This window comes from Klebsiella sp. K5-204 (assembly GCF_030128585.1).
Lineage (GTDB): Bacteria > Pseudomonadota > Gammaproteobacteria > Enterobacterales > Enterobacteriaceae > Klebsiella > Klebsiella quasipneumoniae.
Map to the genome: position 1 here is coordinate 123318 of NZ_JAKUZS010000001.1, position 14727 is coordinate 138044.

Annotated in this window: 15 protein-coding genes; 14 read left to right on the forward strand and 1 reads right to left on the reverse strand. The window is 58.5% G+C overall.

Annotated features, from left to right (window positions below; genetic code table 11):
* Positions 1 to 70: 70 nt before the first annotated feature.
* The 14 genes from pabC to MKR05_RS00640 all read left to right on the forward strand — a co-directional run bounded on the left by pabC (position 71) and on the right by MKR05_RS00640 (position 12429).
* Positions 71 to 880 (forward strand): aminodeoxychorismate lyase, encoded by an 810-nt coding sequence (pabC, locus tag MKR05_RS00575; protein ID WP_032452437.1) that lies wholly within the window; start codon positions 71 to 73, stop codon positions 878 to 880.
* Between the two features lies 1 nt (position 881).
* The gene (gene yceG / locus MKR05_RS00580; RefSeq protein WP_023289140.1) at positions 882 to 1904 is read left to right on the forward strand and encodes a cell division protein YceG; all 1023 of its coding nucleotides are present in this window, start codon (positions 882 to 884) and stop codon (positions 1902 to 1904) included.
* Positions 1894 to 2535, forward strand: a complete 642-nt coding sequence (tmk, locus tag MKR05_RS00585) for a dTMP kinase (RefSeq protein ID WP_023289141.1) — start codon at positions 1894 to 1896, stop codon at positions 2533 to 2535. Before yceG ends, tmk begins: the two co-directional genes overlap by 11 nt.
* Positions 2532 to 3536: a DNA polymerase III subunit delta' gene (gene holB, locus MKR05_RS00590; RefSeq protein ID WP_284118013.1), complete on the forward strand. Its 1005-nt coding sequence runs from the start codon at positions 2532 to 2534 to the stop codon at positions 3534 to 3536. Before tmk ends, holB begins: the two co-directional genes overlap by 4 nt.
* Positions 3537 to 3546: 10 nt before the next feature.
* Positions 3547 to 4341 carry a metal-dependent hydrolase gene (locus MKR05_RS00595; RefSeq protein WP_032452441.1) on the forward strand — a complete coding sequence of 265 codons (795 nt, stop codon included), beginning with the start codon at positions 3547 to 3549 and terminating at the stop codon, positions 4339 to 4341.
* A 296-nt stretch (positions 4342 to 4637) separates the two neighbouring features.
* A complete protein-coding gene (gene ptsG / locus MKR05_RS00600; protein ID WP_002900680.1) occupies positions 4638 to 6071 on the forward strand; it encodes a PTS glucose transporter subunit IIBC in 1434 nt (477 codons plus the stop codon).
* Between the two features lie 261 nt (positions 6072 to 6332).
* Positions 6333 to 6689 carry a purine nucleoside phosphoramidase gene (gene hinT, locus MKR05_RS00605; protein ID WP_032452442.1) on the forward strand — a complete coding sequence of 119 codons (357 nt, stop codon included), beginning with the start codon at positions 6333 to 6335 and terminating at the stop codon, positions 6687 to 6689.
* Between the two features lie 4 nt (positions 6690 to 6693).
* The gene (locus MKR05_RS00610) at positions 6694 to 7068 is read left to right on the forward strand and encodes a YcfL family protein (RefSeq protein ID WP_004204572.1); all 375 of its coding nucleotides are present in this window, start codon (positions 6694 to 6696) and stop codon (positions 7066 to 7068) included.
* A 21-nt stretch (positions 7069 to 7089) separates the two neighbouring features.
* On the forward strand, positions 7090 to 7728 hold the full coding sequence (lpoB, locus tag MKR05_RS00615; RefSeq protein ID WP_072096711.1) for a penicillin-binding protein activator LpoB: 639 nt from the start codon (positions 7090 to 7092) through the stop codon (positions 7726 to 7728).
* Complete coding sequence (gene thiK, locus MKR05_RS00620; RefSeq protein WP_048297235.1) at positions 7709 to 8536, forward strand: thiamine kinase; 828 nt, start codon at positions 7709 to 7711, stop codon at positions 8534 to 8536. Before lpoB ends, thiK begins: the two co-directional genes overlap by 20 nt.
* A 23-nt stretch (positions 8537 to 8559) precedes the next feature.
* The gene (nagZ, locus tag MKR05_RS00625; RefSeq protein ID WP_072422053.1) at positions 8560 to 9570 is read left to right on the forward strand and encodes a beta-N-acetylhexosaminidase; all 1011 of its coding nucleotides are present in this window, start codon (positions 8560 to 8562) and stop codon (positions 9568 to 9570) included.
* 35 nt (positions 9571 to 9605) lie between these two features.
* Positions 9606 to 10148 (forward strand): alpha/beta hydrolase YcfP, encoded by a 543-nt coding sequence (ycfP, locus tag MKR05_RS00630; protein WP_002900775.1) that lies wholly within the window; start codon positions 9606 to 9608, stop codon positions 10146 to 10148.
* Between the two features lie 245 nt (positions 10149 to 10393).
* Positions 10394 to 11698, forward strand: a complete 1305-nt coding sequence (locus MKR05_RS00635) for an NAD(P)/FAD-dependent oxidoreductase (RefSeq protein ID WP_008805997.1) — start codon at positions 10394 to 10396, stop codon at positions 11696 to 11698.
* A 191-nt stretch (positions 11699 to 11889) separates the two neighbouring features.
* Positions 11890 to 12429 (forward strand): glycine zipper 2TM domain-containing protein, encoded by a 540-nt coding sequence (locus MKR05_RS00640; RefSeq protein ID WP_064158277.1) that lies wholly within the window; start codon positions 11890 to 11892, stop codon positions 12427 to 12429.
* A 57-nt stretch (positions 12430 to 12486) separates the two neighbouring features.
* Here MKR05_RS00640 and MKR05_RS00645 read toward each other — a convergent pair whose 3' ends face one another.
* Positions 12487 to 14676: a TonB-dependent siderophore receptor gene (locus MKR05_RS00645; RefSeq protein ID WP_044522092.1), complete on the reverse strand. Its 2190-nt coding sequence runs from the start codon at positions 14674 to 14676 to the stop codon at positions 12487 to 12489.
* Positions 14677 to 14727: the final 51 nt, after the last annotated feature.

Genomic DNA, 14727 nt, shown 5'->3' on the forward strand with positions numbered 1-14727 from the left:
TTCGGCTTTCTCCGCTTGTCCTCTGCTCCGTGTCCTGAGACACTCACCGACCTGTGAAAAGGAGTCCTTTATGTTCTTGATAAATGGCGTTGAACAGGACACGCTGGCGGCGAACGATCGCGCCGTCCAGTTTGGCGACGGTTGTTTTACCACCGCCCGTATACAGCACGGGCAGGTTGCGTTACTGGACGCCCATCTGCAGCGTTTGCAGACGACCTGCGAAAAATTACGCATCCCATTTGACGACTGGCTGACGTTGAGCGACGAGATGCAGCGTCTGGCTCGGCCGCACGCCCAGGGTGTGCTTAAGGTGGTCCTCACCCGCGGCGTCGGGGGGAGGGGATACAGCACGGCGGGCTGCACGTCGCCCACCCGCATTCTGAGCGTCTCTTCGCTTCCGGCGCACTACGCGCGCTGGCGGGAGGAGGGCATTACCCTGACCCGGAGCCCGGTGACCCTGGGGCGCAACCCGTGGCTGGCCGGTCTGAAGCATCTTAATCGTCTGGAGCAGGTGCTGATCCGCTCTCATCTTGAACAGACGGACGCCGATGAGGCGCTGGTCCTTGACAGTGACGGGTGGCTTACGGAATGCTGTGCCGCGAATTTATTCTGGCGTCAGGGACGGGATGTCTTTACTCCGCGACTCGATTATGCCGGGGTCAACGGCATAATGCGGCAGCGTTGTATCGCGCAGCTGGCACCATCGACGTTTCGCGTTGTCGAAGTGACAGCGCGTCCCGAGACGTTGCGGGAGGCCGATGAAGTGCTGATCTGCAATGCGCTTATGCCGCTGGTGCCGGTTCGTCGCTGGGAGGAGACCGTCTGGTCCTCTCGCGAGCTTTACCATTTTTTAGCCCCTTTGTGTGAGCTGTCTGGTTAGTATGAAGAAAATGTTACGTTTTATCCTGTTGCTGGTCGTGCTGTTGGGCATCGCCGCGGCGGCAGGAATGTGGAAGGTACGCCAGCTGGCGGACAGCAAGCTGCTGATTAAAGAAGAGACCATCTTTACCCTCGAAGCCGGCACCGGCCGGCTGGCGCTGGGGCAGGATCTCTATCGCGAGAAGGTGATCAATCGTCCGCGCGTGTTCCAGTGGCTGCTGCGGATGGAGCCTGAGCTGTCTCACTTCAAAGCCGGGACCTATCGCTTCACGCCGCAAATGACGGTACGCGAAATGCTGCAGCTGCTGGCCAGCGGCAAAGAGGCGCAGTTTCCGCTGCGCTTTGTCGAAGGCATGCGCGTCAGCGACTACCTTCGTCAGCTGCGCGATGCCCCCTACGTGAAGCACACGCTTGAAGACGATAGCTACGCGACGGTGGCTAAGGCGTTAGGTCTTGACCACGCCGACTGGGTGGAAGGTTGGTTCTGGCCGGATACCTGGATGTACACCGCCAATACCAGCGACATCGCCATCCTCAAGCGCGCGCATCAGAAAATGGTCACCGAAGTGGCGAAGGTCTGGGAAGGACGGATGGATAATCTGCCCTATGACGATCAGAATCAGCTGTTGACCATGGCCTCGATTATTGAGAAAGAGACCGCGGTGGCGGAAGAGCGCGATCGCGTCGCGTCGGTGTTTATCAACCGCCTGCGCATCGGCATGCGTTTACAGACTGATCCAACGGTGATCTACGGGATGGGAGAAGGGTATAATGGTAAGTTAACGCGTAAGGATCTGGAGACGCCGACCGCGTACAATACCTATACCATCAGCGGCCTGCCGCCAGGCCCTATTGCGGTGCCGGGCGAAGCGTCGCTGAAGGCGGCCGCCCATCCGGCGAAAACGCCATACCTCTATTTTGTCGCCGACGGGAAAGGGGGCCATACGTTTACCACAAACCTGGTCAGCCATAACCGCGCGGTGCAGGACTATCTGAAAGTACTTAAGGAAAAAAATGCGCAGTAACTATATCGTCATCGAGGGGCTGGAGGGCGCCGGGAAGACCACCGCACGTCAACTGGTGGTGGAGACGCTGCAGTCGGCAGGTATTCACGATATGGTGTTTACCCGTGAGCCGGGGGGCACAATCCTTGCCGAAAAACTGCGTAGCCTGGTGCTGGATATCCAGTCCACGGGCGATGAAGTGATTAACGATAAAGCGGAAGTGCTGATGTTTTACGCGGCGCGCGTCCAGCTGGTGGAGACCGTGATTAAGCCTGCTCTGGCTCGCGGCCAGTGGGTGATCGGCGATCGTCACGATCTCTCCACTCAGGCCTATCAGGGCGGCGGCAGGGGGATTGACCGCACGATGCTGGCGACGCTGCGTGACGCCGTTCTCGGCGATTTTCGCCCCAATTTGACGCTGTACCTCGACGTCACGCCGGAAGTGGGCCTGCGGCGCGCCCGCGCCCGCGGCGAACTGGATCGCATTGAGCAGGAGTCCATGAACTTCTTCAATCGTACCCGCGCGCGCTACCTTGAGCTGGCCGCGGCGGATCCTTCTATCCGCACGGTGGACGCGACGCAGCCGCTGGATGCCGTCGCGCGCGATATTCGCGCCACGATCGTCCAGTGGATGGCGGAGCAACCGGCATGAAATGGTATCCGTGGCTGCGCCCCTCGTTCGAGCAACTGGTCGGTAGCTATCAGGCCGGACGAGGCCACCACGCCTTACTGTTACAATCCCTGAGCGGGATGGGCGGCGAGGCGTTGATGTATGCGCTGTGCCGCTTCCTGATGTGCCGCCAGCCCGAAGGGCATAAAAGCTGCGGTCACTGCCACAGCTGCCAGCTGATGCAGGCCGGTACGCACCCCGATTACTACCCGCTGAGCCCCGAGAAAGGCAAAAGCGCGCTGGGTATTGACGCGGTGCGCGATGTCAACGACAAGCTCTATGAGCGCGCGCGCCTCGGTGGGGCGAAGGTGGTATGGATTAGCGATGCCGCCTTGCTGACCGATGCCGCCGCCAACGCGTTGCTGAAAACGCTGGAGGAGCCGCCGGAAAATACCTGGTTCTTCCTCGCCTGCGAGGAGCCGGCGCGTCTGCTGACCACTCTGCGCAGTCGCTGCCGCCTGCATCACCTGTCGCCGCCGACGGAATCTTATGCCCTGGCCTGGCTGGAGCGTGAGGTGAACCTGCCGCAGGAGGCGCTGCTGACCGCGTTACGTCTGTGCGCCAGCGCGCCGGCCGCCGCGCTTGAGCTGCTTAAGGAGCCGCAGTGGACGGTGCGACAGCAGCTGTGTCAGGCGCTGGCGACCACGCTGGCGAGCGGTGACTGGCTGGCGCTGCTGCCAATACTCAATCATGAACAGGCGGCGGTTCGCCTGCACTGGCTGGCATCGCTGCTGGTCGATGCGCAAAAACGACAGCAGGGAATTGCCCTGGTGAGTAATCCGGATGTCTGGCCGCTGCTGGAGCAGCTGGCGCATAGTCTGCCCGCCTCCCGGCTGCAGGCGATTGCCCATGACGTCTGTACCTGCCGCGAGCAATTGCTGAACGTCGTCGGCGTCAACCGCGAACTGCTGCTCACCGAGCGCCTGCTGCGCTGGGAACATTACCTGCAACCCGGGACGGTTTTACCCGTCTCCCACCTCTGAGTGAGACATTATGTTTTTAGTCGACTCCCATTGCCATCTTGATGGTCTGGATTATCAAACTCTGCACAAAAACGTCGATGACGTGCTGGCAAAAGCGGCCGCGCGCGATGTGAAATTTTGCCTGGCGGTCGCCACGACGCTGCCTGGCTACCGCAGTATGCGCGAGCTGGTAGGGAGGCGTGACAATGTCGTTTTCTCCTGTGGCGTGCACCCGTTAAACCAGGACGAGCCCTACGAGGTGGAGACGCTGCGCACGCTGGCGGCGGAAGAGGGCGTCGTCGCGATGGGAGAGACCGGGCTGGATTATTTTTATACCCCGGAGACCAAAGCCCAGCAGCAAACCTCATTCCGTGACCATATCCGCATCGGCCGGGAGCTGAATAAGCCAGTGATCGTGCATACCCGTGACGCTCGCGCCGATACCCTGGCCATTTTACGTGAAGAAAAGGTGACGGATTGCGGAGGCGTACTACACTGTTTCACTGAGGACAGGGAGACGGCGGGTAAGCTGCTCGACATGGGGTTCTATATCTCGTTTTCCGGTATCGTCACTTTCCGTAACGCCGAGCAACTGCGCGATGCGGCGCGCTATGTTCCGCTGGATCGTCTGCTGGTGGAGACCGATTCGCCGTACCTGGCGCCGGTACCCCATCGCGGCAAAGAGAACCAGCCGGCGATGGTTCGTGACGTTGCTGAATACATGGCGGTACTGAAGGGTGTGTCGCTGGAGCAACTGGCTCAGCAGACCACCGACAATTTTGCCACGCTGTTCCACATTGACCCCGCCCGCTTGCAACCTGCTTGATCTGCTTATTATTTTAAGGCTCGTAATTAATAGCCAAAGCGAGTAAAGTTCACCGCCACAAAAGTGGCGGTGAAGGTTTTTTGGCAACATCTGGATACAACTTATGTAAGCTGATGTAAATTTTTACCGGAAGGCTGATTGAAACGTGATAGCCGTCAAACAATCATCCCGTTAATTATTTTACTCTGTGTAATAAATAAAGGGCGCTTAGATGTCCTGTCCACGGCGCGGTTCTCCCCCCGGGCCAATGCGTGAAAACGTAAAAAAGTACCAAATACTCAGGAGCACTCTCAATTATGTTTAAGAATGCATTTGCTAACCTGCAGAAGGTCGGTAAATCGCTGATGCTGCCGGTATCCGTACTGCCTATCGCAGGTATCCTGCTGGGCGTCGGTTCCGCAAACTTCAGCTGGCTGCCAGCCGTGGTCTCCCACGTCATGGCAGAAGCAGGCGGTTCTGTTTTCGCCAACATGCCGCTGATCTTCGCTATCGGTGTGGCCCTCGGCTTCACCAATAACGACGGTGTATCCGCACTGGCTGCAGTCGTAGCTTACGGCATCATGGTGAAAACCATGGCGGTGGTTGCGCCGCTGGTGCTGCATTTACCTGCTGACGAGATTGCGGCAAAACACCTGGCTGATACCGGCGTGCTTGGCGGTATTATCTCCGGTGCTATCGCCGCGTACATGTTCAACCGCTTCTATCGCATCAAGCTGCCAGAATATCTCGGCTTCTTTGCGGGCAAGCGCTTTGTACCGATTATCTCTGGTCTGGCCGCTATCTTCACTGGCGTGATCCTCTCCTTCATTTGGCCGCCGATCGGTTCCGCGATCCAGACCTTCTCCCAGTGGGCTGCTTATCAGAACCCGGTGGTGGCGTTTGGTATCTACGGTTTCATCGAGCGTTGCCTGGTGCCGTTTGGTCTGCACCACATCTGGAACGTTCCTTTCCAGATGCAGATCGGCGAATACACCAACGCGGCGGGTCAGGTATTCCACGGCGATATCCCGCGCTACATGGCAGGCGACCCGACTGCGGGCAAACTGTCTGGCGGCTTCCTGTTCAAAATGTACGGTCTGCCGGCAGCGGCTATCGCGATTTGGCACTCTGCTAAACCGGAAAACCGCGCCAAAGTAGGCGGTATCATGATCTCCGCCGCGCTGACCTCGTTCCTGACCGGTATCACCGAGCCGATCGAGTTCTCGTTCATGTTCGTGGCGCCGATCCTGTACGTTATCCATGCCATCCTGGCGGGTCTGGCGTTCCCGATCTGTATCCTGCTGGGTATGCGTGACGGTACCTCGTTCTCTCACGGCCTGATCGACTTTATCGTGCTGTCCGGTAACAGCAGCAAGCTGTGGCTGTTCCCGATCGTCGGTATCTGCTATGCGATCGTGTACTACGTCATTTTCCGCGTGCTGATTAAAGCCCTGGATCTGAAAACCCCGGGTCGTGAAGACACCACCGAAGAGAGCAAAGCTGGCGCAACCAGCGAGATGGCTCCGGCTCTGGTCGCCGCTTTCGGCGGTAAAGAGAACATCACCAACCTCGACGCATGTATTACTCGTCTGCGTGTTAGCGTGGCGGATGTAGCGAAAGTTGACCAGGCTGGCCTGAAAAAACTGGGCGCCGCTGGCGTGGTAGTGGCAGGTTCTGGCGTACAGGCCATCTTCGGTACCAAGTCCGATAACCTGAAAACTGAAATGGATGAGTACATCCGTAACAGTTAAGACGTAGTATCGGGGAGACTAAGGCAGCCAACTGGCTGCCTTTTTTACGTCACCAGATCGGCCTTCCAGAGGCGATAACCCCGCAAACTGTCCGCCAAATGCTTATTCCCTCAGCAGCTAAGTCTATAGTTGAATAAGAAAAAGAGCTTTCAGGTTGAAAGAGAGGGAGGATGTCGCTCATACTCTTACCGTAACCTGTGCGTCCGCGTTTATCTGCAGAAGCAGGCCAGCGTACGGGATAAAACTAATAAGGAATCAGTCATGGCAGAAGAAACGATTTTCAGCAAAATCATTCGCCGGGAGATCCCGTCGGATATGGTTTATCAGGATGAGCTTGTGACCGCTTTTCGCGACATCTCCCCGCAGGCGCCCACCCACATTCTGATTGTCCCGAACGTTCTGATTCCTACCGTAAATGACGTTACCACTGAACATGAACTGGCCCTGGGCCGGATGATGACCGTCGCGGCGAAGATTGCCCGCGATGAAGGCCTCGCCGACGATGGCTACCGGTTGATCGTCAACTGCAACCGTCACGGCGGCCAGGAAGTTTACCATATCCATATGCATCTGCTGGGCGGTCGTCCGCTGGGTCCGATGCTGGCGCACAAAGGCTAACGTCATGCTCAGGACCCTTTTGGGCGCGTGTCTGGCGGCGGGGCTGCTGGCCGGATGTAGTTCACATCCGGAGATCCCGGTTTCTGACCAGCAGGCGCTGGTGATGGAGTCGAGCGTGCTGGCCGCCGGGATCAGCGCCAGCGAGCCTGTCGTCGTGGCGACGGAGATCCAGGCCACCGCCTCCTCTACGCTGTATAACGAGCGCCAACAGCCGGTCACCGTGCATTATCGTTTTTTCTGGTATGACGCCCGAGGGCTGGAGATGCACCCTCTGGAGGCGCCGCGCACCATCGTGGTTCCGGCTCGCTCCTCGGTGACGTTGTATGGCAGCGCCAATATCCTGGGGGCGCATAAGGCCCGCCTTTATCTTTATCTGTAAGGGGTAATTATAATGATGAAAATGTGTCGCTATGCGTTAATCACAGCACTGGCGATATTCCTCGCAGGCTGTGCGGGGCTGCGTGAGCAGCCCGCGCCGGTAGAAGAGGCCAAACCGCAGCCGCAGCAGCCTGCGCAGCCGCAGCCCACGGTGCCGACGGTACCGGCGGTGCCATCCGTCCCGTCACAGCCAGGACCGATTGAGCATCAGGATCAGCAGTCGGGTCAGCCGGCGCCGCGCGTGCGTCATTATGACTGGAACGGCGCGGTGCAGCCGATGGTGGGACAGATGCTGCAGGCGGGCGGGGTCAATGCCGGCAGTATTCTGCTGGTTGACAGCGTGAACAACCGCACCAACGGTTCGCTGAATGCCGGAGAAGCTACCACCGCGTTACGCAACGCGCTGGCGGGCAACGGCAAATTTACCCTTGTTTCACCGCAGCAGCTGGCGGTCGCCAAGCAGCAGCTGGGCCTGTCGCCGCAGGACAGCCTCGGCAGCCGCAGCAAAGCCATGGGCATCGCCCGCAATGTGGGTGCGCAGTATGTGCTTTACTCCAATGCCACCGGCAACGTCAACGCGCCTGAGCTGAAGATGCAGTTGATGCTGGTGCAAACCGGCGAGATTATCTGGTCAGGTAAAGGTGCTGTTCAGCAACAATAAGCTAACGCGCGACGAGCTCTTGTCGCGCTTCTTTCCCCACTATCATCCTGTCGCCTCGCTGAGCCAGACCGGCCTCAGCGGCGGCAGTGTGATTATCAGCGACGGCGAACGGCGACGAGTGCTGCGTCAGCCGCACGACCCGTCTGCCGCTGCCTGTTATTTTCGCCGTCAGTATCGCGCGCTGCGCCGGCTGCCTGCCAGGCTGGCGCCCAACCCCCTGTTTTACTCGCCCTGCTGGATGGTGGTGGAGTATTGCGCGGGTGAGGTGAAAAGCGAGTTACCTGACTGCCCGCAGCTGTCTGCCTTATTGTATGATTTGCATCAGCAACCGCGGTTTGGCTGGCGTGTTAGTCTCGGGCCGCTGCTGGCGCAGTACTGGCAGAGGAGCGATCCGGCCCGGCGCACGCCGCGCTGGCTACGCTGGCATCAGCGGCTGTGCCGCCGGGGCGAGCCTCGTCCTCTGCGCCTGGCGCCGCTGCATATGGACGTCCATGCCGGCAATATTATCCACAGCGACGCCGGTCTGAAGCTGATCGACTGGGAATATGCCGGCGATGGCGATATCGCGCTGGAGCTGGCCGCCGTATGGATCGCCCCGGGCGAGCGCCGCCAGCTGATGACGGCGTATGCCCGGCGGGCGGCCATCGACCCGCAGCAGCTATGGCGGCAGGTGGCGCGCTGGCGTCCGTGGGTACTGCTGCTGATGGCGGGCTGGTATGAAATGCGCTGGCGGCAGAGCGGGGATCGGCAATTTATCACGCTGGCAGATGAAACATGGTGTCAGTTAGACAACGAACGCAAAGGATAAGAGAGGTCAGTGTGGGCCCAGTGATGTTGGATGTTGAAGGGTATGAACTGGATGCGGAAGAGCGAGAGATTCTGGCGCATCCGCTGGTGGGAGGGTTGATCCTCTTCACCCGAAATTATCACGATCCGGCGCAGCTGCGGGAGCTGGTGCGCCAGATCCGCGAAGCCTCCCGTAACCATCTGGTGGTGGCGGTCGATCAGGAAGGGGGACGCGTTCAGCGTTTCCGCGAAGGCTTTACCCGTTTACCGGCGGCCCAGTCTTTCGCCGCGCTGCTGGGGATGGAAGAGGGGGGCAAACTGGCCGCCGAGGCCGGCTGGCTGATGGCCAGCGAAATGATCGCCATGGACATCGATATTAGCTTTGCGCCGGTGCTGGACGTCGGCCATATCAGCGCCGCGATCGGCGAACGTTCTTATCATGAAAATCCGCAGAAAGCGCTGACGATGGCGCGTCACTTCATTGACGGCATGCACGCTGCGGGCATGAAAACCACCGGCAAACACTTCCCGGGACACGGGGCGGTGACTGCCGATTCGCACAAAGAAACCCCGTTCGATCCGCGTCCGGCATCGGTCATCCGCGACCACGATATGGCGATATTCAAAAGCCTTATCGCCGAGCAGCGTCTGGATGCCATTATGCCGGCGCATGTGATTTATCCGGAGCTCGATCCGCGCCCGGCCAGCGGTTCAGCGTACTGGCTGAAGACGGTGTTGCGCGGCGAGCTGGGCTTCGACGGGGTGATTTTCTCCGACGATCTGTCGATGGAAGGGGCGGCGATCATGGGCAGCTATGCCGAACGCGGCCAGGCATCGCTCGACGCCGGTTGCGATATGATACTGGTCTGCAATAATCGTAAGGGCGCGGTCAGTGTGCTGGATAACCTGTCGCCGATCAAAGCAGAGCGTGTTACGAAATTGTATCATAAAGGTTCCTTTTCCCGTCAGGAGTTAAGGGATTCAGCCCGTTGGAAAACGGTGAGTGCCCAGCTGGAGCAGCTTCATGCGCGCTGGCAAGAGGCGAAGTCCGCGTAACGCTCTGCGGGGCGTTGTTGTCTGGTGAGGATGCGATGATTATCTATTTACACGGTTTTGACTCGAACAGCCCCGGTAACCACGAGAAGGTGATGCAGTTGCAGTTTATTGACCCTGACGTGCGGTTGATAAGCTACAGCACGCGCCACCCCAAGCACGACATGCAGCATTTGCTGAAAGAGGTCGATAAAATGCTGCAGCTTACCGCCGATGACCGGCCGCTGATCTGCGGCGTTGGACTCGGCGGTTACTGGGCTGAGCGGATTGGTTTCCTGTGCGATATTCGTCAGGCGGTGTTCAATCCGAACCTGTTTCCGCATGAGAATATGGAAGGCAAAATCGACCGACCGGAAGAGTATGCTGACATCGCCACCAAGTGCGTGACCAACTTTCGCGAGAAGAACCGCGATCGCTGCCTGGTGGTGCTTTCCCGGCAGGACGAAGCGCTGGACAGCCAGCGTTCCGCCGACCTTTTGCACCACTATTATGAAATTATCTGGGATGAAGAGCAGACCCATAAGTTTAAAAACATCTCGCCGCACCTGCAGCGGCTGAAAGCGTTTAAAACCCTCGGTTAAGCCTTTTTCCCCTATCTCCAAACCCGCGCCGGGTTCACCGCGCGGGTTTTTTCATGTCTACACTTATTGGTTTCGCTGAAAAAATACGCGACAAAACTTGATGCACATCAATTTTGGTATGACCAATGCACCGTTCATGGTATTCTCGACAGTGCTGAATGGTTTCATTGACGTAACTTGTTGTTAAATAAAGGCTATTTTAATAACTTTTATTTAACAATTGGTTAATAATTTTAGGGGTACACATGACTACGCCATTGAAAAAAATCGTAATTGTGGGTGGCGGCGCAGGCGGACTGGAACTGGCAACTCAGCTGGGGAAAAAGTTAGGGCGCCATAAGAAAGCGAAAATCACCCTGGTGGACCGTAACCACAGCCATCTGTGGAAGCCGCTGCTGCACGAAGTGGCCACCGGTTCTCTGGATGAAGGCGTTGATGCGCTGAGCTATCTGGCCCATGCCCGCAACCACGGCTTCCAGTTCCAGCTGGGATCGGTGGTCGATATCAATCGCGAAGGGAAGACCATCACCCTCGGCGAACTGCGCAATGAAAAAGGCGAGCTGCTGGTGGCTGAGCGTAAACTGCCGTACGACACGCTGGTGATGGCGCTGGGCAGTACCTCGAATGACTTCAACACCCCTGGGGTGAAAGAGAACTGCATTTTCCTCGACAACCCGCATCAGGCGCGTCGTTTCCATCAGGAGATGCTCAACCTGTTCCTTAAGTACTCCGCGAACCTTGGCGCTAACGGTAAAGTGAACATTGCCATCGTCGGCGGCGGCGCCACCGGCGTGGAACTCTCCGCTGAGTTGCATAATGCCGTGAAACAGCTGCACAGCTACGGTTACAAAGGGCTGACCAACGAAGCGCTGAACGTCACGCTGGTCGAAGCGGGCGAACGCATTCTGCCTGCGCTGCCGCCGCGCATTTCCGGCGCGGCGCACAATGAGCTGACCAAGCTGGGCGTACGGGTGCTGACGCAGACCATGGTCACCAGCGCCGATGCGGGCGGCCTGCACACCAAAGATGGCGAATATATTGAAGCGGATCTGATGGTTTGGGCGGCCGGGATCAAAGCGCCAGATTTCATGAAAGAGATCGGCGGCCTGGAAACCAACCGTATCAATCAGCTGGTGGTTGAGCCGACGCTGCAGACCACCCGCGACGCGGATATTTTCGCCATCGGCGACTGCGCCTCCTGCGCCCGTCCGGAAGGCGGGTTTGTGCCACCGCGTGCTCAGGCGGCGCACCAGATGGCCACCTGCGCGCTGAATAACATCCTCGCGCAGATGAAAGGCAAACCGCTGAAGGCGTATACCTATAAAGACCATGGCTCGCTGGTGTCGCTGTCCAATTACTCCACCGTCGGCAGCCTGATGGGCAACCTGATGCGCGGCTCGATGATGGTGGAAGGGCGCATTGCGCGCTTCGTGTACATCTCCCTGTACCGTATGCACCAGATCGCCCTGCACGGCTATTTCAAAACCGGCCTGATGATGCTGGTTGGTCGCATCAACCGCATCATTCGCCCGCGTCTCAAGCTGCACTAATCGCTATCGCGACCCGGAGCGCCCTGGCGGCGCCTCCGGGCTCTTCTGCTGAACCGGCGGTGATCCCGCTCGGAATCCTCTGAATCCCTTTGATTTGCAGCGAATTCTCGCACTTTTCATCCGCTATCTGATTTGCGCCTTCCCGGGTCCGGTTGCAAAATTGTATCAACAGCAACAAAGGAGGATCTCCCGTGAATAAATCTATGTTGGCGGGTATAGGGATAGGCGTGGCTGCCGCGCTGGGCGTTGCAGCTGTCGCTGGTCTCAACGTGTTAGATCGCGGCCCGCAGTATGCGCAAGTGGTCTCCAGTACACCGATTAAAGAAACCGTCAAAACGCCGCGCCAGGAATGCCGCAATGTCACCGTGACCCATCGTCGTCCGGTACAGGATGAAAACCGCATCGCCGGTTCCGTGCTGGGCGCGGTGGCGGGCGGGGTGATTGGCCACCAGTTCGGCGGCGGTCACGGACGCAGCGTGGCGACGGTGGTGGGCGCGCTGGGCGGCGGCTATGCCGGTAACCAGCTCCAGGGCGCGATGCAGGATAACGACACCTACACCACCACGCAGCAGCGCTGCAAAACGGTGTATGACAAATCCGACAAAATGCTGGGCTACGATGTGACCTATAAGATAGGCGATCAGCAGGGGAAAATCCGTATGGATCACGATCCTGGCAGCCAGATCCCGCTGGACAACAACGGCCAGCTGGTCCTGAACAACAAAATCTAAAAACAGATTTGTGTAATGATTAGCCCCTCAATCGCTCAGGCTGAGGGGCTTTTTTTGTCAGAAAGTTAACGCGTAATTCAGACCGAAGGTACGGCCACGGCCTTTATATTCATACAGCGACGAGCTGCCGTAGGTTGGGCTGTAGAGCAGCGGCGCGCGCTGGCCCCAGATGGTGACATAATCTTCGTTAAGCAGGTTTTCGATACTGAAGGTCAGTTTCCCCACCGGCAGCGCGTAACTGCCGATAAAATCGACGGTATTATAGCCTTCCAGCTTGTTGCCGGCGGCGTCGCTGAGGTCAAACACCTGCTGGCTCTGCACGCGCAGGCTCCACGGATCCGGCGCCCAGCCTACCCAGGCGGTGGCTTTGGACGGCGAGGCGAGGGTGACGTCCCATTTTTGCCAGCGGCCATCGGTCTGCACCTGTGATTTCAGCACGTTGAAGTTGCCGCCGACGCTCCAGTCGCTGTCCGGAATAAAGTAATCGATCGCTCCCTCAACGCCGTAAATACGCCGCTTGTCGGACTGAACATCGATGGTCATGTCGGTACGGTTGACCACGATGGTTTTATCCGAAGTCGAGTAATACGCCGCCAGCTGGGTGCGCAGGTTATCGCCGGTGTAGCGCCAGCCCAGCTCATACGAGTTAACTTTGATCCCCTGCAGCGGCGAGTCATCGACGTTGACGCTGGAGAGCAGCGGCAGATGACCATTGACCGCGGCGCCGTATTTCCCGATGCCATAGTATTTACCCGGATCCGGCAGCTCAACGCCCTGCGAGAAGTTAAACCAGGTCTGTTGACGCTCGGTCAGATGGGCGACGATCCCGGCGTTAAACAGGAAGTTGTCATAATCGGTTTTGCCGCCTTTGATGGCGTCGGCGGAGCGCGCTTTGCCGTTGGCGATATCCTGTTGCTGGGCGTAGCCGACAAAGTCGTCAACCCGGTTTTCGGTCCACTGGTAGCGAACCCCGCCGCTAATGGTAAAGATATCGTTCAGATCGTAGCTTGACTGCAGGAACGGCGCGACGTTGGAGATGCTGTATCCCGGGTAGCGGCCGGTGGTGTAGATCGATTCGTTGTGCAGCCCGCCGGAAGCCAGCGATTGTTGCAGATCGAAGAACATCTGATTGGCATTGAAGGTCTCATGATCGGCGTCGAGACCCCAGGTGAGATCCCAGCCCGCCAGCGGCTGACTGTTCAGGGTCAGCTTTGCCCCATACTGATCGGTATCCTGCTGCGACGAGGAGAAACTGCTGACCTGGCCTTTGCTGAGCGTCGGGAACGGATAGAAGGTGAGGGATTCATCGCGATAGTACACCTGGCTCACCAGATTCTGACCGAAGAAGTCGGCATCGGAGTACTGGAGGCTGATCAGATGGCGCTCGGTGCCGGGGATACGATCGGAATTGAGCCCATCGGTGGTGTACGCTTTGCCGCCGCTGGTCACCGCGGACATATTCTTTCCGAGCCACAGGCCATAGTCATCATCGCCCTGGCTTTTATAATACTGGGTGACCAGCTGCAGCTGGCGGTTGTCGTCGATCTCGATCGTCCCCGTTCCCATGACGTCCAGACGATCAGAGTGCTGGAGCCCCGTTTGGGTGTTATCGAGGAGCAGCGCATCGTTGTTGCCATCGTACCAGCCGCCGAAACGCTGATAGGCTACCGATAAACGCCCGGACGCGTGGTCTGTCCCGCCGCTGACGGCCGCCGCGACGCGCTCATCATGATCGTTGCTGTTGGCAAACCCGCTCTTGCTGCCCACCTCAAGATCGACCTGCCGATCCTGCTGCCCTTTTTTGGTGACGATGTTGATAAGTCCGCCGGTACTGCCGCCGCCGTACAGTGAGGTCGCCCCGGAGATCACTTCGATATGTTCGATGTTGAATGGATCGATGGCGTCGAGCTGGCGACTGTCGGTGCGTGAGGAGTTGAGCCGGACGCCGTCAATCAGCACGACGATGGCGCGCCCGCGCATGTTCATCCCGTAATTGGTGCGCCCCTGGCTGCTGACATCGATGCCCGGGATCAGCTGCGCCAGCACGTCTTTGAACTCTTTCCCGCCCTGGACCTGCTGCTCAATCTCCTGGCCCTCAATGACCCAGGTGGTTTGGGCCATCTCGGCCACGGTGCGGTGGGTGCGGTTCGCGCTAACGATGATGCTGTCTTCATCAGACTGAGCCGCCAGCGCAGGCAGCGCGCTGGCCAGCAGCAGAGGGTGGAGCACCCAGAGGCGCTTTTTCATATCCATTCCTTTTATGAGCAAGTTGCTTTGTCGTTGTTATGGGCCGGCGTC